This window comes from Bacteroides sp. AF29-11, from assembly GCF_003602895.1.
GTDB lineage: Bacteria > Bacteroidota > Bacteroidia > Bacteroidales > Bacteroidaceae > Bacteroides > Bacteroides uniformis.
In genome coordinates this window covers 9,954-30,046 of the sequence record NZ_QTLY01000013.1, presented here as the reverse complement: position 1 = coordinate 30,046, position 20,093 = coordinate 9,954, and the positions used below count along the sequence as shown (strand labels likewise).

General features: G+C 31.9%; 24 protein-coding genes. 19 read left to right on the top strand and 5 right to left on the bottom strand.

The annotated features are described in order from the left end of the window. The first annotated feature begins 396 nt into the window (after positions 1-396). The 4 genes from DWZ03_RS19305 to DWZ03_RS19290 are packed head-to-tail and all read left to right on the top strand — an operon-like array spanning position 397 to position 2,457. Positions 397-846 (top strand): DUF3791 domain-containing protein, encoded by a 450-nt coding sequence (locus tag DWZ03_RS19305; RefSeq protein ID WP_010539473.1) that lies wholly within the window; start codon positions 397-399, stop codon positions 844-846. Then, entirely contained in the window at positions 843-1,322 is a 480-nt protein-coding gene (locus tag DWZ03_RS19300) for a DUF3990 domain-containing protein (protein WP_005647329.1), read from the top strand. The genes DWZ03_RS19305 and DWZ03_RS19300 overlap by 4 nt, the downstream gene beginning before the upstream one ends. Positions 1,323-1,343: 21 nt before the next feature. Beyond that, complete coding sequence (locus DWZ03_RS19295; RefSeq protein ID WP_005647331.1) at positions 1,344-1,604, top strand: hypothetical protein; 261 nt, start codon at positions 1,344-1,346, stop codon at positions 1,602-1,604. After that, positions 1,591-2,457, top strand: coding sequence for a zeta toxin family protein (locus DWZ03_RS19290; RefSeq protein ID WP_007559145.1), 867 nt, complete (start codon positions 1,591-1,593; stop codon positions 2,455-2,457). Before DWZ03_RS19295 ends, DWZ03_RS19290 begins: the two co-directional genes overlap by 14 nt. 46 nt (positions 2,458-2,503) lie before the next feature. On the opposite strand, the gene DWZ03_RS19285 is transcribed toward DWZ03_RS19290, so the two are convergent. Further along, the gene (locus tag DWZ03_RS19285; RefSeq protein ID WP_007559149.1) at positions 2,504-3,169 is read right to left on the bottom strand and encodes a M23 family metallopeptidase; all 666 of its coding nucleotides are present in this window, start codon (positions 3,167-3,169) and stop codon (positions 2,504-2,506) included. 40 nt (positions 3,170-3,209) lie between these two features. Between DWZ03_RS19285 and DWZ03_RS19280 the strand changes: the two genes are divergently transcribed. The 13 genes from DWZ03_RS19280 to DWZ03_RS19220 all read left to right on the top strand — a co-directional run bounded on the left by DWZ03_RS19280 (position 3,210) and on the right by DWZ03_RS19220 (position 12,723). Beyond that, positions 3,210-3,929 (top strand): DUF4099 domain-containing protein, encoded by a 720-nt coding sequence (locus DWZ03_RS19280; protein ID WP_029425721.1) that lies wholly within the window; start codon positions 3,210-3,212, stop codon positions 3,927-3,929. Position 3,930: 1 nt separating this feature from the next. Next, positions 3,931-5,490 carry a DUF3945 domain-containing protein gene (locus tag DWZ03_RS19275; protein ID WP_007559152.1) on the top strand — a complete coding sequence of 520 codons (1,560 nt, stop codon included), beginning with the start codon at positions 3,931-3,933 and terminating at the stop codon, positions 5,488-5,490. Between the two features lie 4 nt (positions 5,491-5,494). Next, the gene (locus tag DWZ03_RS19270) at positions 5,495-6,604 is read left to right on the top strand and encodes a toprim domain-containing protein (RefSeq protein WP_007559154.1); all 1,110 of its coding nucleotides are present in this window, start codon (positions 5,495-5,497) and stop codon (positions 6,602-6,604) included. Beyond that, positions 6,601-7,104: a PH domain-containing protein gene (locus tag DWZ03_RS19265; RefSeq protein WP_005647342.1), complete on the top strand. Its 504-nt coding sequence runs from the start codon at positions 6,601-6,603 to the stop codon at positions 7,102-7,104. Before DWZ03_RS19270 ends, DWZ03_RS19265 begins: the two co-directional genes overlap by 4 nt. Next, positions 7,085-7,792, top strand: coding sequence for a hypothetical protein (locus DWZ03_RS19260; protein ID WP_007559156.1), 708 nt, complete (start codon positions 7,085-7,087; stop codon positions 7,790-7,792). Before DWZ03_RS19265 ends, DWZ03_RS19260 begins: the two co-directional genes overlap by 20 nt. Beyond that, positions 7,793-8,629, top strand: a complete 837-nt coding sequence (locus tag DWZ03_RS19255; RefSeq protein ID WP_007559158.1) for a topoisomerase C-terminal repeat-containing protein — start codon at positions 7,793-7,795, stop codon at positions 8,627-8,629. Then, a complete protein-coding gene (locus DWZ03_RS19250) occupies positions 8,626-8,979 on the top strand; it encodes a hypothetical protein (protein ID WP_004295339.1) in 354 nt (117 codons plus the stop codon). Before DWZ03_RS19255 ends, DWZ03_RS19250 begins: the two co-directional genes overlap by 4 nt. Before the next feature lie 11 nt (positions 8,980-8,990). Then, entirely contained in the window at positions 8,991-9,269 is a 279-nt protein-coding gene (locus DWZ03_RS19245) for an HU family DNA-binding protein (protein WP_004295340.1), read from the top strand. Continuing rightward, positions 9,260-9,532, top strand: a complete 273-nt coding sequence (locus DWZ03_RS19240) for a hypothetical protein (RefSeq protein WP_004295341.1) — start codon at positions 9,260-9,262, stop codon at positions 9,530-9,532. Before DWZ03_RS19245 ends, DWZ03_RS19240 begins: the two co-directional genes overlap by 10 nt. A 10-nt stretch (positions 9,533-9,542) precedes the next feature. Continuing rightward, the gene (locus DWZ03_RS19235) at positions 9,543-9,986 is read left to right on the top strand and encodes a hypothetical protein (protein ID WP_007559162.1); all 444 of its coding nucleotides are present in this window, start codon (positions 9,543-9,545) and stop codon (positions 9,984-9,986) included. A gap of 174 nt (positions 9,987-10,160) precedes the next feature. Continuing rightward, the gene (locus DWZ03_RS19230; protein ID WP_004295344.1) at positions 10,161-10,385 is read left to right on the top strand and encodes a hypothetical protein; all 225 of its coding nucleotides are present in this window, start codon (positions 10,161-10,163) and stop codon (positions 10,383-10,385) included. A gap of 3 nt (positions 10,386-10,388) precedes the next feature. Next, positions 10,389-12,344 carry a type IV secretory system conjugative DNA transfer family protein gene (locus tag DWZ03_RS19225; protein WP_004295345.1) on the top strand — a complete coding sequence of 652 codons (1,956 nt, stop codon included), beginning with the start codon at positions 10,389-10,391 and terminating at the stop codon, positions 12,342-12,344. Further along, complete coding sequence (locus DWZ03_RS19220; RefSeq protein ID WP_007559164.1) at positions 12,337-12,723, top strand: helix-turn-helix domain-containing protein; 387 nt, start codon at positions 12,337-12,339, stop codon at positions 12,721-12,723. The genes DWZ03_RS19225 and DWZ03_RS19220 overlap by 8 nt, the downstream gene beginning before the upstream one ends. A gap of 434 nt (positions 12,724-13,157) precedes the next feature. Here DWZ03_RS19220 and DWZ03_RS19215 read toward each other — a convergent pair whose 3' ends face one another. The 4 genes from DWZ03_RS19215 to DWZ03_RS19200 form a co-directional block, all read right to left on the bottom strand. Next, positions 13,158-13,553, bottom strand: a complete 396-nt coding sequence (locus DWZ03_RS19215; protein WP_004295347.1) for a hypothetical protein — start codon at positions 13,551-13,553, stop codon at positions 13,158-13,160. Positions 13,554-13,629: 76 nt separating this feature from the next. Next, a complete protein-coding gene (locus tag DWZ03_RS19210) occupies positions 13,630-15,309 on the bottom strand; it encodes an MAC/perforin domain-containing protein (protein WP_007559167.1) in 1,680 nt (559 codons plus the stop codon). 9 nt (positions 15,310-15,318) lie between these two features. Beyond that, a complete protein-coding gene (locus tag DWZ03_RS19205) occupies positions 15,319-16,641 on the bottom strand; it encodes a hypothetical protein (RefSeq protein WP_005647361.1) in 1,323 nt (440 codons plus the stop codon). Between the two features lie 211 nt (positions 16,642-16,852). Then, complete coding sequence (locus DWZ03_RS19200) at positions 16,853-17,851, bottom strand: hypothetical protein (protein ID WP_004295351.1); 999 nt, start codon at positions 17,849-17,851, stop codon at positions 16,853-16,855. A 168-nt stretch (positions 17,852-18,019) separates the two neighbouring features. On the opposite strand from DWZ03_RS19200, the gene DWZ03_RS19195 reads away from it, so the two are divergent. Both DWZ03_RS19195 and DWZ03_RS19190 read left to right on the top strand, forming a co-directional pair. After that, positions 18,020-19,255 (top strand): aminotransferase class I/II-fold pyridoxal phosphate-dependent enzyme, encoded by a 1,236-nt coding sequence (locus tag DWZ03_RS19195; RefSeq protein ID WP_007559081.1) that lies wholly within the window; start codon positions 18,020-18,022, stop codon positions 19,253-19,255. A gap of 2 nt (positions 19,256-19,257) precedes the next feature. After that, on the top strand, positions 19,258-19,980 hold the full coding sequence (locus tag DWZ03_RS19190) for a TetR/AcrR family transcriptional regulator (RefSeq protein ID WP_007559082.1): 723 nt from the start codon (positions 19,258-19,260) through the stop codon (positions 19,978-19,980). Positions 19,981-20,093 lie beyond the last annotated feature (113 nt).

Here is a 20,093-nt window from a genome sequence, read left to right as displayed (position 1 = left end):
AAATAAACTTTTAAAGCTGGTTTGGCTGCCAGTATAAAGAACAGCAAACAAAATCATGAATATCTTAAGATTTCTTTTAAGTAGCTTTTTATGGGCTATGGGTGGAATTTTTGTATTAGCAATCTATGCGTATAGTGAACTAGTCTATTTGATTTTTATTTGCATTGCAATAGTAGGATTAACCATCTACTACAGAAAATCCATAATAAAAATGTACGCAGAAATCTTTAATGAGTTAGGAATCAATAAGTATGTTATACAAATTAAAAATCTAAAGAAATACAAAGAACCTATTTACAAACTAATCAATACAATAGGTCTATGATGATTGTTTTTTCTCTATCTTTGCTAAAGACATCAGCAAGATAGCTATATAAAATTAGAAAATAAATAGTTATGGAAACTAATCAAACATATCAAAATGAACTTGGTTCGGCTATGCTCCCATTTGTTATGAGAGAATTGGTTGATACAGTCATGAAAAGAAAAACGCTACCTTTAGAAGATGCGTTATACTATATATATTCTTCCAATTTGTACAAGGCATTATTGGACGAGAACACAAAACTATGGTATTCAAGTACATTATCACTTTATGAAGCATTAGAAAAAGAGAAAACAGAACAGAAGAAAGTACAAAAGGACAATCCAAAGATATTGCTTTTTCAAATGTTTTGTGCTGAAAATTACAGGGAAACTAAAAATATAAGTGCTAAAGAAACTCTTTTGCTGTTTTCCAATCATGGCATTTTTGAATTTCTATATGAAAATTTTGAAATGCTGCACACACAAGATACAGAGTATATATTAGATACTATAATAACTTATATCAATAAAAAGGCATGAAACTATATCACGGCTCAACAGTTACCGTCAAATCCCCTAATATACAGAAAGGGCGTAAAGCTACTGACTTTGGAAAAGGATTCTATACGACAACTAATTTTGAACAGGCTAAGAAGTGGGCAATACTCAAAAGAAATCGGGAACATGGTAAAAAAGCGGTCGTTTCAGTTTATGAAGTCCCCGATAATATTCTTGATAGAGAGTTTTCAGTCCTTCGATTTGATGGGGCTACAAAAGAGTGGCTGGAGTTTGTAGTTAATAACCGCAGAGGAAAAGGAAAAAACAGCTATGATTTAATAATGGGACCCGTTGCCAATGACCAGTTATATGCAACAATCCGGCTTTATGAACAAGGTGTTGTTACGGCTGATGCAGCGATTGAAATGCTAAAGACCCATAAGCTTTTTAACCAACTTTCATTTCATACAGTGAAAGTTATTCCATTATTAAAATTCACAGAATCTATTGAAGTATAAATCATAAAACTATAATGAACCATGAATAAAGAAATGAGCTTGGATGTTGCGCTCGACATTATCGGGACACTCCGCATGATGAAGATAGATGAAATATCAGAAGAGAAGGATGAAAACAGAAAAAAAATACTGCAAAAAGAACTTTCTGTTCTCAACACAGAAGAAAAAATAGCAAATGGATTGTTGCAGTTTGAAGTTTCTGAAAATGTGCGCTTATCAGTCATGGATAAGATACAAAACTATTACGCACCTAAATTGAAAGCATATTATGCAACGCTATGAAGTAGAAGCCATCTTTGAACAAAAAAAAGATGGCTTATTTGAGGACATCAATATATCATCACAAAAGCCTATTGCTATAATCTTAGGTGGACAACCAGCTTGCGGAAAAAGCACTCTTATAAATGTTGCAAAGAAAGACCATCCTAACTTAGATTTTCTCACTGTTAATGGTGACCTTTACAGACAGTTTCACCCCAATAAGGAACTAATAAAAGACCCTATTAAATACCCCATTGAAACCCAGATTTTTTCTAGCGTTTTTACAGAAAGACTAATAGAAGAAGCCATTAAACGGAAATGCAATATTATTATAGAAGGAACTATGAGAAATCCAGATGTACCTTTAAAGACAGCACAAAAATTTAAAGATGCAGGATTTAGAGTTGAAGCATATATTATTGCAGCCCCCAAGGAGTTTACCCAACTAGGACTTTACAACAGGTATCAAGAAGAAGTACTAAGTAAAGGACAAGGACGATTAGCCGATATTGATTCACATAACAAAGCCGTAAATGGACTAATGAAATCTGCAAATCAATTATACAGTGATAAGGCTGTAGATAAGATTTCTATCCACACCTACTTAGCGAAAGAAAGAATTAAAGATTTCAATCTAGTAAATGGTGAATGGAGTTGCAAAAGTATGCCATCTATTTTTATAGATGAAAGTCGTTCAAAACAGATGAAGAATAAAGAAATACTTAACACTAACATTCAAAGAGGAAAAGAGCTTATTGAATCCGTAACGAATCCTGAAGTAAAAAAAGGAATGAAAGAAGCTCTGTCACAACTTCAATCTTCACTAGAAAAAGTTCAAAGACAAGAAAAAGGATTAAAAAAAGGTTTCTTCTGATTCTTCCAAAAAGAGAGGACTGGCTTTTCCAATCCTCTTTTTCTATTTATTTGCGTCTTAACTCATTATCTATTTGCTGTGAAATTTGTCCTTTAACGGTTCTGATTACCTCATTAATATAATCAAGAATTGGCTTAGGGTCTATAGTTTTATCTTTGTATTCCATTTGAAAATGTAAGTGTTCTCCTGTGCTGCGCCCGGTACTTCCACTAATGCCTATTGGTTGCCCAGCTTCAACAGCTTGTTTCGCATTTACAAGCACACTGTATAAATGCCCATAGATAGAAGTAAAATCACCATGACGCACTTCTACATAATTGCCCAACCCTTTATTTTTTCCTGTTTTTACAACCATTCCCGGCATTATCGAATAAACATAGTCGTTGTTGCCTTTAAGGTCTATCCCTCTATGATTTGCTATTTTTCCAGTAAATGGGTCTTTTCTTTTACCATAATGGGAAGTTATCACCATTGAATCAATGGGCAAAGATAAATACCTTCTTTGCTTCCAGTATGCAAGTCGTTCTGTAGTCAAAGCATCATTGACGACAACAGCCTTTTCTTTTTCTTCTATCAATTTATTTTCTGTCGTTGCTAATACAGGTTCCGCTTTAGGAATATCCTTTTTCTGTAATACCGTATTAAACTGACAGTAGCCATTCACTGAAAAAAACAATGAATAAGTAAAAAACATGATAAATTTATTCTTCATATTGATATTTTTATTACTTTTGAGCAAAAATATACATTACATGGATAAAAAGCAAGCTATTTTTAATGAAAATGATATTCCATATAAAGAATTAGAACTAATAGGAATATCAAAAAAACAGATATGGTCTTTGGATAAGGCAAATATCACAGCTCTATTATCTGGAAAGAGAACCAGTTTACTAGACCTTTCTTTTCACGATAATAATGGAGAAGAAATAAGTATGAAAGGAAAAATAAGTTTGTACTGGAAAGATAGCAACAATGCTGGCGTTAAAGTTCATCCAGTCAGACCAGAAATAATGAATGATATAAACCTTAAACCAAAGGAGTTAGAACGACTTCAAGATAACGAGATAATAACAAAAACTATTAACAATGAAAAATATCTCGTACAATTAGACCCTGAAACAAACGAATTGCTTAAAACAAAAATCAAAAGTATTTCAATACCTTCAAACATAAAAGGTGTTGAGCTGGATAAGCAACAAAAGGAAACTCTAAAATCAGGTAAGGAATTAATTTTGAATGTTGACAAAGAAAAAATTGCCATAAGATTAGATTTAAATAATCCAAGAGGAATAAAATTCCTAGACTTCGAGCAGAAACAGAAAATAGCTTATGACCGGCATAACCCACAAATTATAGGAACTATTCATACTGATAAAAACAGAAATGAATATATAGAATACATGAAAGGACAAAAAACAACACTTGGAAATGAATCGCAATCTAAAGTAGAACATAAATTCAAATTATAAAATGGAAGAAAAGAAAAAATTTGAAGCTTTGCAATATAGTTATGAAAATGCCGGACAATTCCGAGCAATAGCAGCAATTCTTGGATATTCAGAAGAATATCGGAATGGTGATATTACCTTTTCCAAAGGTAATGAAACATATACTTATCCACTGAATACACTTAAACTTGGCAATTTAGGAGATAATAGAGAATCTTTATTAGAGCAATCTAAAGAAAGAATAATCAGTTTCTTTGATAAAGAACAAGCTAGCAATAATTTCCAAGAATATAGCCAATATTTACGAGAAAACCACAATGTTGCAATTATAAAATGGGATGATATAAAACAAGGTACTAACAAGAATGAAGGATATAAAGACGGATTTACAGTCATTGACCTTGAAAATAAAATTGCATATAAAGGAGAAGACCTTTATCGATATGCTTATGAACAAAACCAAACCCTAGATGGTAAAGGTTCATATGTTGATATAGACTGGAACAAGTTTAATGAAGTAGGAGTTAAACCGGAAAATTTAAGCCCCGAAGATATTGCAAACATCAAAAATGGGAAAAAAACAGGTATGCTAAATTTTTCCATTGAAGATACTCCCGGTAATAGAACACTTCTAGACAATGAAAAAGTGTCTTATAAAACAGAAAATGGAAAACTCCATTTTGAGGGGAAAGCAACAACTCTTAAATATATAACAGCCGAGAATACACCTGAAAATAAATCTAAATTAAAAACCAACGAAATTGATTTCAAAGAAGAAGGTAAACGCATCAAAATTGATGGTATCAATGCTAGAAAACTAGCAATCGCAGCTATTACAGTAGTTTACCCAATCGCTGGGATTGCTATCTTGCTCATTCCTAAACGACAAGAAATAAAAAATGATTTATCCTTTACTAAGGATGAAATAAAAGCCCTAAAAGCTGATAATGTCGTAGTAAAGACTAATTCAAAAGGAGAAAGAACATTGCACCAACGTGACAAAGATACTAATGAGATAGTATCAATAAAAGCAAAAGACATTCATATTCCCCAAAAACTTGGAGGAATAGAGCTTACTCCTATGCAGCAAGAAAATCTCAAAAATGGAAAAGAAATTACCATTGTAAACGAGGAACTAAACAAAGCTGCAAAAGTAAAACTAGATTTGAATGCCAGAAATGGATTATCAATCAAAGATGCAAATACTATAGAAATTAAAGCGACTGAAAAGAAAGAACAAACAATAGGGAAAGAAAGATATATATCTGATAAAGAAAGATTAGAGTTTGTAGCCCAAAAAGGAGCTAAAGGGATTGATGAAATTTTTAAAGATAAACCCACCGAAATGGCTGCCTTTTTAGAGAAACATAAACTTTCTAAAGATTATGCTTCTTACAAGGAAGTAGAAAAAACATATTCCAGCTCTAGGGAAGCTACTAAACAAACTGTCGGAGAACAAATATCTACCCAAATGGATAAAATAGATAGTTCTATTAAAGCAACAGCGAAGCAAGAAGCATCTATTCTCGGATATGGTAGAACCTACGGAAAAAATAATGATACTCCAACAATGAAACTATAATATTATGCTAACATTTGACGATTATAAGGCTAAAATATCCATCATTCAAATACTTGAAGATTTAGGATATAAACAAGACATTAGCAAAGGAAAGGTTTCGCCTGTTTTTAAACTGACAGACGGAGCAGGTAACAAGTTGGATGAAATCATCATCAAGAATCCTCATAGTGTACAAGAACACTACTATGATAGGAATTATAAAGGTGGAGATTTAATTCAGTTCATCAAAAATCATATTAACGACTTCCCACAATTCCAACATCAAAATACATTTGTGCGAATCAATATGATTTTAGGACATTACGCAAATGAGCCTTATAGTCCTAAATATGAAGCATTCAAAGTTGTAAAAGCAGAAAACAAATCTTTTGACAGAGATAGATATAAAGAATTTCCTACTACACTCGCTGATTTAAGATTTCTCACAAATGAAAGAAATATAAATCATCAAGTCGTAGAAAAGTTTCTACCATTTATCACAAGGGTTAAAGACTTACAAGGAAACGGCAATTATTATAATATAGGTTTTCCCTATATTAATCCAAAAGATAAAGACAACAAAGTAACAAATTACGAATTAAGAAACTATGGATTCAAAGGAATGGCTGCCGGAGGTGATAAAAGTAACTCGCTTTGGATTGCTGATTTTTGCCCACACCCCCAAATGGCAAAACATATATACTTTGCAGAATCCGCTTTAGATGCTATGAGCTTCTATCAGCTCAATGCTAACAAAATCAAATTAGAAGAAAGTGTTTTTTGTAGTGTAGGAGGGTACATTTCAGTTAATCAAATAAAAAACACTTTATTGCGATACCCACAAGCTAAAGTACATACCTGTTTTGATAATGATTTAAACGGTAATTTGTATGACATTAAAGTGTCTGGAATCATTAGTAATACAGAAATGACAATAAAAGAAAATAAAGATGATGTGCTGTTTAAAACTAAGGGTAGAGAATTCACTATTAACAAAAATGACGTTTCACTAGAAAGTTTTAGGGAAAAAAGCAAAATAATAGCTCCTATGATTTCTCATAAAGCAGAAAAAGCAAAAGATTTCAATGAAATTCTAATGAAACAACATGAACAAAAAAAAAGTATTAAGTTATGAATGATGGAACAAACATAGCTTCTGATGATATTATATTAAAGCCTAAATTCCGATATTGGTTAATGAAGAATTTCCTTTTAATCACATTAGCGATTTTCGTATTCATTTTTAGTAAATATATAAGAGAACATGAATTATTAAAATTTATCAGTGGAACGATATTAGTATTGTTGATATTTATAATTTTCTACAGATATATTTCAATGTTACTTTGTACAAAATGGATTATAACTAGAGAGCAAATAAAAATATATCAAGGAGTGCTTTCAAAAAGGATTAACTACATAGAATTATATCGTGTATATGATTATGAAGAAAAGCAAAGTTTTATCCAGTCTTTAATAAACAACACCAATATCTACATTTATTCTGGCGATAAATCAACACCAGAACTACTGATGAATGGTCTTAAAGCTAATAGTGATATAATTCAAACCATCAGAAATAGAGTAGAAGAACAAAAAAAGAAAAAAGGAATATATGAATTTACAAACAGATAATGATATGAAAAGAGTGCTTTTATTTTTTTCCCTAATGTTACTGTTAGGCAACATAAAAGGACTAGCACAATCTATTGTCATTGACCCGGTAATGATTGGAACATTGGTTTATTCCCATCAGGAGCAACAAGGTGTATTGAAAGACATACAAAGTGAGGAAACAAAAATCCGCAACTTTCAAATTTTAATCCAACAAAAAATGAATCAAATTCAATCCTTACAGGAGAAGACATACAACTATCTTTCTACAGTTAATGCAGTTGTGAAAAATGGAAAAGATATTATTTATGCTTCAACCTTAGCTAGAGACATAGCTAAATACCAATCCGAAGCAGCTAAATATGCAGTTGGAGACCCTAAATTATTAACCATAATTGCAAAAACAGAGTATGAGCTTATCAGTCGAAGTGTAGATTTAATGATATACATAAACAATATAGCATTGCAAGGCGGTGAAAAAAATCTTATGGATAATAAGCAAAGGATAGATTTATGTATTCATGTGGTCAATGAACTTAGACGAATGCGAGGACTTGCATACGCTGTATGCCGACAAATGAAATCCGCTAAAAGGGCTGGAGTACTAAAAACACTTGTACCCGGACAATTTAAATATGTAAATAGTGGGAAACAAAAAGTAGATAATATTTTAAACGGTATTAAATGGATTAGTAAAGGAGGATATTAAATGGATAATGATACAATCAAAGATTTAGGCTTATGCCCTATTTGCCAGAAAGGACACATAATGAAAGGCAGTTTAGGATATTCCTGTAATTACTTCAAAAACATGAATGACAAATGTACATTTAATATTTATCATTCATATTGGGGAAAAGAGATTACAGAAGAAATAGCCAGGCAATTAATAACAACAGGGAAAACAGATATATTTCATGACTTCCATAATAAAAAAGGAGTTCCTTTTTCTGCATATCTGACTATCGAAAATGGAATCGTTATTCCTTCTTTCGTAAATGAAGTATTAGAAACTCCGTGTCCTGTGTGTGGTAGAGAAATTGAAATTTTACTAAATGGATATGCTTGTAAAGGGTATTCACAAAAGGACAAGGACAACAACAGAGTTTGTAACCTCTATATACCCAAAACTATTGCACAAAGAGAAATACCATTGGAAGCAGCAGAAATACTTGCCAGAGGAAAAAAAACACCGTTTATGACTGGATTTAAATCAAGAGAAGGAAATGATTTTTCTTCACGGCTGGTTCTAACAGAGAACTTAGATATTTCTTTTGACAATACATTGTGTAAGTGTCCTAAGTGTGGAGGAAACTTATATATAAACAAAAAAGCCTATAATTGTTCCAACTATAGAAATGAAGCCATAAAATGTGATTTTGTCATTTGGCGTGAAATGTCAGGACGTTCTATAACTCCCGAAGAAGCAATAGAACTTTGCGAGAAAAAAGAAACACCTGTGTTAACTGGATTTCATGATAAAAACGGGCAACCGATGGAAAGAAAGCTTGTACTGAACGATGATTTTAAAATAAAACTAATATGAAAATAGAATTTATAATTTATAGCCATTTTTTTAAAGAGAGAGGAATGAAGGTAAAGGGTGATTGGAATTTTCCGCATCTTCCAAGGATAGGCGAAGAAATTTCACCTCACATTATAATGTTTCAGAATGAATTTACCTATCAAAATTTATTAGAATATCTAACAGATGAAGCTAAAAGTGATTTTAATAAATTCAATGATGGTGAAGATGATTTAGAAGGGAATTTTAAAGCATGGGTATATGATGTTATCTGTGAGGTCAATATAGTTGAATCAATACATTATAGACCAGATACAGAAGACTATACCCAAATTATTCCTGAAATTTGTTTAAGTGATTTAAGTAATTAAATATTATTGATATGCAAATGAATAAGACTGATTTAATCAAAATGGTTGCTGAAAAGGCAAATAAACCAACAAAAGAAGTAGCAGAAATAATTGATAGTTTTTTCAAAGAATTATCTCAAAATCTAAGAGAAAAAGATGTTTCTATAAAAGATTTTGGTACTTTCAAAAAGATTATTCAGCCAGCTCGGATAGCTAGAAATCCGGCAACTGGAGAACCTGTAGAAGTTCCAGAAAAGGAAGTTGTTAAATTTAAGCCGTCCAAAAATATACTAAACATGAAATGGCTATGATAGAAATAAACATCCATATTCCTATAGATGGTGTGAACAATATTTCTATACCAATCCAATTACCTGTAGTTCCAAGGGTTGGAGAAAAGATTTATCTATCTGACAAACAAATAAATAATTTGATAAGTCTATTAGAAGAAGAATATTACCACAATCCACAAACAGAAGAATGGAAAGAATCAATAAGACGGTTCACCAATATTGAGGAAGTAGCATATAATGCTGCAAATGGAACGATACACATTGAATTATCAACTATTTAAAAGAAACAATATGAAAAAGTATTTATCATTAGTAATGATTGGTTTAAGCCTTATGTTGTCTGGATGCAATAAAGACGATAACAACGACCCTGATACTCCACCTACAGGAGATACAGGAAAAGTACGTTATGAAGCTACCGTAAGCGACCCAGAAAATTTCAAACTTCTAATACATTATACAGTAGGAGTAGATATTTCTTCCGAAGCTCCCGAAGAAGCTGCCAAAGAAACTATTGTAGAAAGTCCATTCACATTTGAGCAAGAAGCCAAACAAGGAACATATTTATGGCTATCTGCCTACCCTATACCTAAAGATGAAGAAAACCTTGAAAATTTACAGCTACCTAAGACAGTCGAAGTAAAAATTTTTATTGATGATAAGCTGCATAAGTCTAACAGTGGTGAAAATTATGCAATGGTTCAACATATATTCGGACAGGAAAATTACCAGTAGAATTGATACCTTTTCTGCCTGCACTGGAGAGAAACCGGGAAGGTATTTGATACCGTACTTTTCCGGGTTCTGCCCGGCATGGACGATAAGAGAACATTATTATGATACCAAAAAATAAAAACCAATACCACTCTCACTGCATAAAAGAGTGGTATTTTCATTTGAATTAATAAAATGAAAGACCAAAAAAGATTATTACACAAGTGCCTATTAGAAGACATTCCAGCTTTTGTAATATGCGGAACAGATATTTGTTCCGTCCAAGCAATGGAAGCATATTACCAGATAGCAGTAGAAAAAGGTTGCAATAGCAATTTTTTAGAAGACTTGAAATTAGCTATAGAAGATTTCAAGGCTTTTCAATGTGAGGAACCTGAAAAAGTTAAAATACCCGATTAAATCATGGAAGAAAGCAAAGAATTACAAAAACTATATGGATTCATGCAAGCATTCATTTATATAACTGTTTGCATAGAGATTCTACTATTTGTTCATTTTCCCTTTAGTGAACAAATTATGCCCTTATTATCAAAAATGGCAAAAATTCCTATCTATTCTAATATTCTTTATAGTAAACTATTTACATTCTTTATTATAATGGTTACTTGCATTGGAACACGTTCAAAAAAGGATTTAGAATTAGACCCGACTAAACAAATCATTTTTCCTTTAATCTTTGGATTCATAATGTTCTTTGGAAGTATATGCTTTCTTTTCTTTAAAGAAAAAGGAGAAACTAGTTTAGAATGGTATAATATAGCTTACATTATACTATCAATAATTGGAGCGACATTAATAAATTCAGCTCTAGATAACATTTCCAAACGTATTAAATCAAACTTTATGAAAGATAGATTTAATATAGAGAATGAAAGCTTTGAACAATCTAAAGACAAGGTAGAAACAGAATTCTCTGTCAATATTCCGATGAAGTTTTTCTACAATAGAAAGTGGCATAATGGGTGGCTGAATATATGTAACTGTTTTCGTGGAACTTTCGTAATAGGAACGCCTGGAAGTGGTAAATCTTTTTCTGTTATAAATTCTTTTATAAGACAACATTCAGCTAAAGGATTTGCAGAAGTTGTTTACGACTTCAAATTTCCTGAACTTGCCAAAATTGCATATTATAATTATCAAAAGAACAAGCAATTAGGAAAAATACCAAGTAATTTCAAGTTCAATGTCATTAATTTTTCTGATATTGAATATAGTAGAAGAATAAACCCATTGAAACGAGAATATATAGAAATCCTAGCAGATGCAACAGAAACGGCAGAAGCATTATATGAGAGTTTACAAAAAGGCGACAAAGGAAGTGGAGGTAATAGCGATTTTTTTAAAACATCAGCAGTAAACTTGTTAGCAGCTTCTATTTATTTTTGGTCTAGATACGAGAATGGCAAATATTCAGATTTACCGCATGTACTGGCTTTCCTTAATCAAGAATATGACGTACTTTTTAAAGTCCTCTTTTCCGAACCTGAATTAAAATCACTAGTTTCCCCATTTGAAGCTGCATATAAATCAGGAGCAGTGGACCAATTAGAAGGACAGATGGCAAGTCTAAAAGTACAGTTATCAAGACTGGCTACTAAAGAATCTTTTTGGGTATTTAGTGGCAATGATTTCAATTTAAAAGTATCAGATAAAAAAGACCCTAGTTATCTTATCATTGCAAATAACCCTAAAACACAAAGCATGAATAGTGCTTTAAATGCACTTATCATTAACCGATTAACTAGACTTGTCAATACAAAAGGTAACTACCCTACTTCAATCATAGTAGATGAATGTCCCACATTATATTTTTATCAACTTGCAACACTACTTTCTACTGCACGTAGCAATAAGGTTTCAATTTGTTTGGGATTACAGGAACTACCGCAATTAGAAGAACAATACGGCAAAGCTACCGCAAAAACTATAACTTCTATTATAGGTAACACTTTATCCGGGCAAGCTAAAGCTCCTGAAACTTTAGATTGGCTACAAAAACTATTTGGAAAAGTTAAGCAAGTAAAAGAAGGTGTTACTATCAGAAGAAACGAAACAACAATTAATATGAATGAACAAATGGATTTTGTTATCCCGGCATCCAAAATATCTTCATTACAAGCTGGTACATTAGTAGGGCAAGTTGCATTAGATTTTGGACAAGAAGATAATTTTCCAACAGCGATGTACCATTGCAAAACCAATTTAGATTTAAAAAAAATTAAGAAAGAAGAAGAAGCCTACAAAGAACTGCCAAAAGTATATAACTTTGGGACAGCAGATAATAGAGAGAAATTACTGCAAAAAAACTTTAAGAGAATATACGACGAAGTAGAAACAGTAATAGAACAATATGTATAACATTACATTACCAATTTTAGGCACAAGGTTAAAGCAAATCCGAGAGCATATAGGATATTCCCAAGCTCAATTAGCAGAACAGCTGAACTGTAAACAAAATGCGATTTCAAATCTTGAACTAGGAAAAGGGGGCAGCCTAAAACTTTTATTTCAAGTGCTGAATTTTTATTCTAACTATGTTTTTATAGATTTAATATTTAGTGAAAAGTTTTATCTGATTTCTAATACAGAAGAAGATGAAGCGCAAAAAGCCAATTATAATTCTGTTATAATAGAAATTATAAGACAATCAGAAAAAAACTATGAGGATGCTATGTCAAACGCTAAAAAAGAGCTAGAAGCTAATCTTCAAAAAGCCATCAATTTATTACAGCCCTAATAAAATAAAAGAGAGTACAAAATACTCTCTTTTATTTTCCAATATTACTTTAAAGAATTTGTGATACCTATTCTTTTGGAGTTCTGGCACTGATGGGCGTATATAGCATGATGAAATGATACCGAATTATCGTCCCTGGTACACCCTGAAGAACTCCTTTTTGATACCAAATACAAAAAGCTGCTGGAAGCCGGACACAAAGAATTGATACCATAAAACTATAGGGAAAAAGAAGAAGGACAAAATGCCATATTATATATAAATAATATGAATATGTGATTAATATCCTTCACTCCCCGAAACCCAGAAAGAGCAACACGAGAATCTTCTTTTCCCTATGTCCATTTCATAAAAATGATACCAGTATAATAACAAATACTTATAATATGAAAAGAGAGCATCCAAATACATACCTTTTAACAATACAATCGAAATCAATCTATCCTATCTAATTCTATTATAGCTACTTTCTCTTTATCTGGACTTGCTTCATTTTGTATAAGAGTTATATGTTTTTGGGTATAGCTTTTAATAACCCAAGGAGCACCACCTAAATATAAAGCATTGCTATTAAATATGATATATTTTCCTTCTATTTTGTAAGTAATATCAATTTCATCGTAACTTTCCCAATTTACTTTCCCCGATTGAGTATCTATAAATTGCATACCTACTCCCATATTGGGAACTACCCAAGCATCACAACGACCTGTACCACGCCATGAGGTTTGATATAGTTTTTGGGGAGTAAGTTCTCCTATTTGTACCTCTGGATTTTTATCATCACAACTTGTAAAACTTATGTTTACTAAAAATAATGCCCAAAGCATTAATAAGCAAGATTGTTTAAAATAATGTACCATGTATTAAAATAGATTATATTAATATAAATACCAGACTTCAAAATTACAATCCTATAATTGTGTATAGATTTGCTAATGTTGCTATTGAAATCTGTTTTTCTACTAAATTAGAAGCCCATGAACTAAGACCATATACTTCCAGCAAACTCTCATCTCTTTCATCTGCAAAAAATGAAAAACAGAGTTTGGTAGTTGGGTCGTATAAATATTCCATATTAGTTGCCTCATGATAGTACTTACAGAAACCTTTTTCATTGAAGTTCTCCAAAACCATACATAGCGGAGAACGCATTTGAGGATTAATACGCTTTCTAGTATTATAACTTATCTGAATATCAGAGCTGAAATACCTTGATATTTCTGCCGATATAATTTGGGCTTTTTTGATAAAAACATTATCATCTTCATTTTGCCTTAATTCCGCATCCGTAGCATTACTTTTACTCAATACTATTTGGTCACCCTGTCTTGTTGTTAACACAGCAGCTACATCATATAAACTTTCTCCCGAAGCAGATGTCTTTGTCAATACTCTTGCAATCGTAATAGACGGAGTATAAAGTCTTGTAACAGGAAGAAGAATTTCCTTAGAAGTATCATCAAAACGTCTTTGAAAGTTTCTTTCCAGTACAAAATCCGACATTGGATATAATCCTTCTTCTATTAAATCAATCACTGTATGATTTTTTGAATCATTTAATGATTTTCTCCAAGATTGCAAGTTTATATTTATGTCTTTAAGTGCCATTGTAGTATTCACTACACCTGTTTCATCTTGAATACCACCCAATGTTTTTACACGTATAAATATATCTTGTCTTTTGTAAACTGTAGAATCAAAAGTACCATCCTTTCCATTAAATCCGAACGACCCATTAAGTGAATCACCTTTATATACAAGTGAAGCATTAATATTTTTCTCTAAGGATTTAGTTTTCTGTTCAACATTCGTATTTGAATCCGCATTACCCATATATTGCGCAAAAGCTCTTCCACCTGTATAATAACCAACAACAACAAAATCTCCATATGAATCAATGATAGATGATATAGGAGAGGTATATAAATTATTAATAAAAGACCTTCTTAAAAACTGCCTTGCAAACACTTTATTAGAACCATTGGAACTTAACAAGGTAAATTTGCCATGAGCAAACAATATATTCATTTCCCCATAAGCTTGTTCTTTTGATTCATTAATAAAAGTTCTAAATGTTTCGGTTGTCGTTTTCTTTTTCCCTATAGAAAAAAATCCTAGATTTAAAGAAAATCCACTTTTCACAGTTTTACTTATTGATGAAAAATGCGTATAATTATTAAAATCATAATAAGCAAACGATGACTGGTCGTTCCAGTTAGGATAATTTTCATCAATATATGATTCATCATATTCTTTTAGAGATTCAATATCAAGTATGGAATGCGTAAAGTTATCAAAATCACTTGGTATATAATTCCCCTTAAGCAATTTATAACCATAACCTAGATATTTATCAGTTCCCCCAATCATCTCACCACTTCTTGTCAACTCTTCATCAAAAGAAGGTTGTCCTGTAATAACATCTGGAAGAGATGGATTACGTTCTTGAAGAATCACATCATCACATGAATAATCAGTTTCAACCACTGTATTTTGCTGTGCGCATAAGTTCAAATCCTCTGAACAAGCTATAAACAATGGAGCTATAACAGATAAAATTATTATATATAATATTGATTTCATAATCTTTTCTTATTGCAGATTATTATTAGATAAACTTTTCATATATTCTTCTAAAGGAATTGTTACTATTTCGTCTGGTTTTGCCTTTGATGTAGTATTTATTATTCCATACCAAGAACCTTTAAATTTAACTTCTCTATCATTAGCCTCATTTCCATTACGATAAGTCATAGTAATAGTATAGTCAGCCTTTACACTATATTTCTTTAAATAAGTCGTTACTTTAATTAAAGATGGCTCATCAACTTCTACCGGAATAGTCACCGATAATGTTTTAGGTATCTCATACGTTGTGGAAGTATAAGGAGCTCTAGGCAAAAATATTGTTGAATCAGGCATTTCCCCACTACTAAAATTGCCAGGGGCAATAAATTGCCCGGCTATTATTGCAGGACGTAAAAACATTTGTTCTTCATTTGCCATTGGAATTTTCAAAGCTCCTTTTTCTGTATAACAAGAAGTATCTTTTACATCTTTTTTTGCATAAATTGTAATATTTGATGGTCCAGCAACTGCTCCTGTCTGACCATTTGAATACACAACAACAGGGTCTAATTCCGTCACTACAGCTTTAGGTTCAAATGCTATTTCTTTTACTTTAAATTTATCCTGAAACTCTAATAGAAACTCTTGCTGTGGTTGCTTATTATATTTTGCATACCCTACCTGCCCATTACTCTTTACTTCTATAGAATAATTAAACACACTCCAAGGATTATTGGGGTCTGCCGTTCCTAAATATGTCTGATTTTCAATATTAAAATATCCTTTATATGTTGATGGTATAAGGTCCCAACTTCCAGAACTTATATCTTCCGAGTCCCAAACAAAAACAAGTTTATTGTTTGGGTCATTGTTATATTGACCACAAACCAATGGCTTATTATAAGACTTTGAATAAATCAAATATGGTATTCCACTACTAGGTGGCAAAATCTTTAAATAGAATTTTGAAGAACTATAAGCTGAAAGTATCAATTCTTTTCTCATTCCTTGAGTAGAAAGATAAGGCTGTCCAACCACTCCACCTCCTCTGACTTTCAACGCAAAAGGAAGCTCTCTAACAGCATACATATTTGATGAATAAAATTCATCTGTCTCAGGATAATAAGAATAAGATTTCGTTTCTGGCTTTTTTTTAAACTCATCTATATTAGAAAACAGACTCACAGAGTCAGCAACAGAGATAGCTCTTGACTGGATTGAACTTTCTGATGTTTCCGAAAAATCATATAAAAGTTCAGAACTTTTTTCACAAGAGACAAGACCAATAGTCATTGCTCCTACCAATAATTGACTTACGCCCCAAAAAGAATAGAATTTTTTTTTCATAAATATAGTTTTAAAATTATGTCCTTAGAAACAAATACACAATAGAGTTCACGTAGATTTACTTTCTGACGCACGCGAATACGCCACATATACAAAAGGACGAAGAGAAAACAAATCCATGATGCCAAAAACTTTTAGGTAAATATATAAATAGCTCTTACAGCATATTACGTTAAGAGCTATTTATCCCAAAAAGTCAGTTATATTTTACTTAATTTCCCGAAAGACTTAGCCAAAGACGAACTGTTCTTTTAGCCTTATTCTGTTCTCCTTCTAGAATCTTTGCATCACCTTTCTTATAGCTTATTTTTAATTGAGAATCAGTCTGTATAGCATCATATAGAGGAAGCAAAAAGAAATTATCTTCATCTAAAAGTTTTTCCATTATTAACGGAATAATATTTTTACCCATCGCTTGCATTTCTTTAAACTGTGGTAATGTTGTATAAGCGAGAGTACTTGAACTATATTTAGTTTGTGGATTTATTGAAATTTCTTCGTTCCATGAATTAAACAAATCGTTAAACTTAGTCTTTACCTCACAATTAATATTTGCAGCTTTATCAATGACAGCTTGTTTTTCTGCATCAGAAAGTTCAATATCTTCTTGTGCTATCTGTTTTGCAAGTTCCTTTATCTCCGACATATCAGTCTTTGTTCTACTCTCGATAAAAGAAACCAAAATTCTACCATACAAAGTGCCAGATAGCTCACTCCTTTTATGGGTAATACGCAAATAACGCCCAAGTTTTGACTCCCAAGTACCGCTACTATATACAACACTTCCATGAGTCATATCTATACTACTTGTTCCCCAACCATCAACAGTAGCATTGCTACCTTCTGTACTAGTCTGTTCATAATTACAAGACGAACCATATAAAGTTTTAGCATTTTTATACTGTTCTATAAAATCATTGTAAAAAGATTCTGGGTCAATCCATTTGTTAGTTATCCCCATAGAATAAGCAATACAATTATATGTACCTGTTGCTTCTCCTGTTACAGAAATATTATTTACATCTAAATTTGGGAAATCCTTTTTAAGATTATCCTTTTCCGCTTGTGTAGGAACCCTTCTCATAGAAGCAGCTCTAGTAGTAAGTTCGTTTGGATTGGCATTATCCTCCACAGAACCAATCTCTTCGTTTTGCTGACAAGCAATAAGACTAAAAGAGAAACCTAATAAAATTAAAATTTGTTTTCTCATAAAACGATATTTTTAAGTTAGTAATTATTCAGCAAATGCATTTGCATATCGCAAATATACAATACAAATTGTATATAATATAAGAATTATATTGTTTTTTCCACTGTTAATGCTTAAAAACATAATATATTTGCTATTTTTGCAATATACAATCTAAATTATACTAATATGGAAAAAACTTATCATTCATTAAAAGACTTTGAACTATCCTATGGGAAAAATGCTATTGAGAGAGCAAATGATTTCCAGCAGTACATTGAGCAACTAAATGATTTCGGATGTAAAAGCTATTGGATAACTTCACATACAGGTATCGGTTCAACAATGGCAATTGAAGGCTTCAACGAACCTGTTATTGCATTTATTTCTAATGATTATTTAGGTATGTCACAAAGAGAAGAAACTAAACAAGCAGGTATAGATGCTATAAAAAAATATGGAACAGGTGCTTGCGCTGCACAAGTAATAGGTGGTTATCTCGACATACACCAACAGCTAGAGAAAGAAATAGCTTCTTTTGTAGGACAAGAAGAAGCTATTTTATTTTCTTCCGGATTTGGAGCAAATGCCGGAATACTAAGAGCCTTATTGGGTCAAAATGATATTGCATTGATAGACCCTTATATCCACACAAGCGCAATGGCTGGACTAAAAGGAACAAATATAAAACGAATTGGGCATAACGACCTAGAATATTTGGAGAAGGTACTAAAAGAAGTCAAAGGGCAATATCAAACTAAACTTGTAATAATAGATGGTGTATATTCCCAGGATGGGGATTTGTCTTTACTTCCGGAAATTATTACTCTTTGCAAGACTTATGAAACCATGCTGATGTTAGATGATGCACATGGAATAGGAGTAATGGGAGCCAATGGCAGAGGAACAGCTGAATACTATAACTGTTTAGGTCAAATTGATATTATTACTGGCACATTCAGCAAGTCATTTGGTTGCGTAGGGGGATTTGCAGCAGCTTCGAAGAAGATAATACAATACTTGAAATTTTATGCGGACAGCAATGTGTTTTCAGCAGCCCCTACCCCACAAGTCACAGCATCCATACTAAAAGCTTTAGAGATTATAAAAAAAGAACCACAAATAAGAACCAAACTTTGGGAAAATACGAACTATCTTAGAAAACGGTTGAAAGAAGAAGGGTTCGACATAGGAAAATCTGTTTCCCCTATTTTTCCTATTATGATAAGAGATAATAAAAAGGTTTACGAAATTGCTAAAATGTTGCAAGAAAAAGGTATCTTTACAATTGGAATTGTATATCCGGCTGTAAGAACCAAAGAAGCAAGATTAAGGGTCAGCGTTCTTGCCACGCATAAACTTGAACAATTAGAATCTTTAGTCAATACTCTTAATGATATAAATAAGAACATAAAAATAAAATAATAATGAAAGAAAGGAGAAAGCGAAGAAGTGCCAAAGACATAAAGGAAAGCATTATTAATGCGGCAACCCATTTAATTGAAACTGAAGGATTTTCTAATCTAACAGTTACAGGTATTATGCGACAAGCTGAAATTGAGCCTGTACAATTCTATAACAGATATGATGATTTGAATAAGTTCATTGACGAGTATGTAAAAAAATACGACTATTGGTTTAGCGATATTGTAAAATCACAAAAACAATCTAGTAACGATAAAGCACTATATATGAACATTCTTGTAGGTTTATTTCAATCTTTATCAGAAAATAAAATCATGCAAGAACTTCTAAAATGGGAACTAGCTAATAACAATGAAACTAGTCAACGTACCGCTCAACTACGGGAATTGCACACGTTACCTTTATGCCAAAAATTCTCAAACATATTCTCCAATACAGATATTGACATTGTAACTATATCTGCACTAATAATAGGAGGAATATATTATCTTATTTTGCATGATAAACTTTCAACTTTCAGTGAAATAGACTTAAAAAAAGAATCTGACAAACAAAAAGTTATTAAGGCTATAAGCAAATTGTCAGACATTTTATTTACGTTTATACCTTCTTCTATTACTAAAGAAAATATTGATATTATAATAAAAATGAGAGAAGATAATATTCCTGTAGAAAAAATAGCATATTATACAGGAATCCCTAAAGAAATTATTGTTTCTATCTAAAATATCCGTCCAATGAGGAAAAACCCATTGGACGGGTCTATAGCCTAACCAAAAATCTTTTGTTTCACAAAACGACCCTTTTTCTGTACTAAAGAAAACGGTTCTTTTTTTGC

What these genes read in the sequence shown, in the direction of transcription:
- DWZ03_RS19240 (WP_004295341.1), top strand. Translation starts at nt 9,260, where the DNA reads ATGGCTATGATAGAAATAAACATCCATATTCCTATAGATGGTGTGAAC.
- DWZ03_RS19305 (WP_010539473.1), top strand. Translation starts at nt 397, where the DNA reads ATGGAAACTAATCAAACATATCAAAATGAACTTGGTTCGGCTATGCTC.
- DWZ03_RS19205 (WP_005647361.1), bottom strand. Translation starts at nt 16,641, where the DNA reads ATGAAAAAAAAATTCTATTCTTTTTGGGGCGTAAGTCAATTATTGGTA.
- DWZ03_RS19225 (WP_004295345.1), top strand. Translation starts at nt 10,389, where the DNA reads ATGGAAGAAAGCAAAGAATTACAAAAACTATATGGATTCATGCAAGCA.
- DWZ03_RS19245 (WP_004295340.1), top strand. Translation starts at nt 8,991, where the DNA reads ATGCAAATGAATAAGACTGATTTAATCAAAATGGTTGCTGAAAAGGCA.
- DWZ03_RS19275 (WP_007559152.1), top strand. Translation starts at nt 3,931, where the DNA reads ATGGAAGAAAAGAAAAAATTTGAAGCTTTGCAATATAGTTATGAAAAT.
- DWZ03_RS19215 (WP_004295347.1), bottom strand. Translation starts at nt 13,553, where the DNA reads ATGCTTTGGGCATTATTTTTAGTAAACATAAGTTTTACAAGTTGTGAT.
- DWZ03_RS19295 (WP_005647331.1), top strand. Translation starts at nt 1,344, where the DNA reads ATGAATAAAGAAATGAGCTTGGATGTTGCGCTCGACATTATCGGGACA.
- DWZ03_RS19285 (WP_007559149.1), bottom strand. Translation starts at nt 3,169, where the DNA reads ATGAAGAATAAATTTATCATGTTTTTTACTTATTCATTGTTTTTTTCA.
- DWZ03_RS19255 (WP_007559158.1), top strand. Translation starts at nt 7,793, where the DNA reads ATGGATAATGATACAATCAAAGATTTAGGCTTATGCCCTATTTGCCAG.
- DWZ03_RS19235 (WP_007559162.1), top strand. Translation starts at nt 9,543, where the DNA reads ATGAAAAAGTATTTATCATTAGTAATGATTGGTTTAAGCCTTATGTTG.
- DWZ03_RS19280 (WP_029425721.1), top strand. Translation starts at nt 3,210, where the DNA reads ATGGATAAAAAGCAAGCTATTTTTAATGAAAATGATATTCCATATAAA.
- DWZ03_RS19220 (WP_007559164.1), top strand. Translation starts at nt 12,337, where the DNA reads ATGTATAACATTACATTACCAATTTTAGGCACAAGGTTAAAGCAAATC.
- DWZ03_RS19290 (WP_007559145.1), top strand. Translation starts at nt 1,591, where the DNA reads ATGCAACGCTATGAAGTAGAAGCCATCTTTGAACAAAAAAAAGATGGC.
- DWZ03_RS19300 (WP_005647329.1), top strand. Translation starts at nt 843, where the DNA reads ATGAAACTATATCACGGCTCAACAGTTACCGTCAAATCCCCTAATATA.
- DWZ03_RS19260 (WP_007559156.1), top strand. Translation starts at nt 7,085, where the DNA reads ATGAATTTACAAACAGATAATGATATGAAAAGAGTGCTTTTATTTTTT.
- DWZ03_RS19195 (WP_007559081.1), top strand. Translation starts at nt 18,020, where the DNA reads ATGGAAAAAACTTATCATTCATTAAAAGACTTTGAACTATCCTATGGG.
- DWZ03_RS19265 (WP_005647342.1), top strand. Translation starts at nt 6,601, where the DNA reads ATGAATGATGGAACAAACATAGCTTCTGATGATATTATATTAAAGCCT.
- DWZ03_RS19230 (WP_004295344.1), top strand. Translation starts at nt 10,161, where the DNA reads ATGAAAGACCAAAAAAGATTATTACACAAGTGCCTATTAGAAGACATT.
- DWZ03_RS19210 (WP_007559167.1), bottom strand. Translation starts at nt 15,309, where the DNA reads ATGAAATCAATATTATATATAATAATTTTATCTGTTATAGCTCCATTG.
- DWZ03_RS19250 (WP_004295339.1), top strand. Translation starts at nt 8,626, where the DNA reads ATGAAAATAGAATTTATAATTTATAGCCATTTTTTTAAAGAGAGAGGA.
- DWZ03_RS19200 (WP_004295351.1), bottom strand. Translation starts at nt 17,851, where the DNA reads ATGAGAAAACAAATTTTAATTTTATTAGGTTTCTCTTTTAGTCTTATT.
- DWZ03_RS19270 (WP_007559154.1), top strand. Translation starts at nt 5,495, where the DNA reads ATGCTAACATTTGACGATTATAAGGCTAAAATATCCATCATTCAAATA.
- DWZ03_RS19190 (WP_007559082.1), top strand. Translation starts at nt 19,258, where the DNA reads ATGAAAGAAAGGAGAAAGCGAAGAAGTGCCAAAGACATAAAGGAAAGC.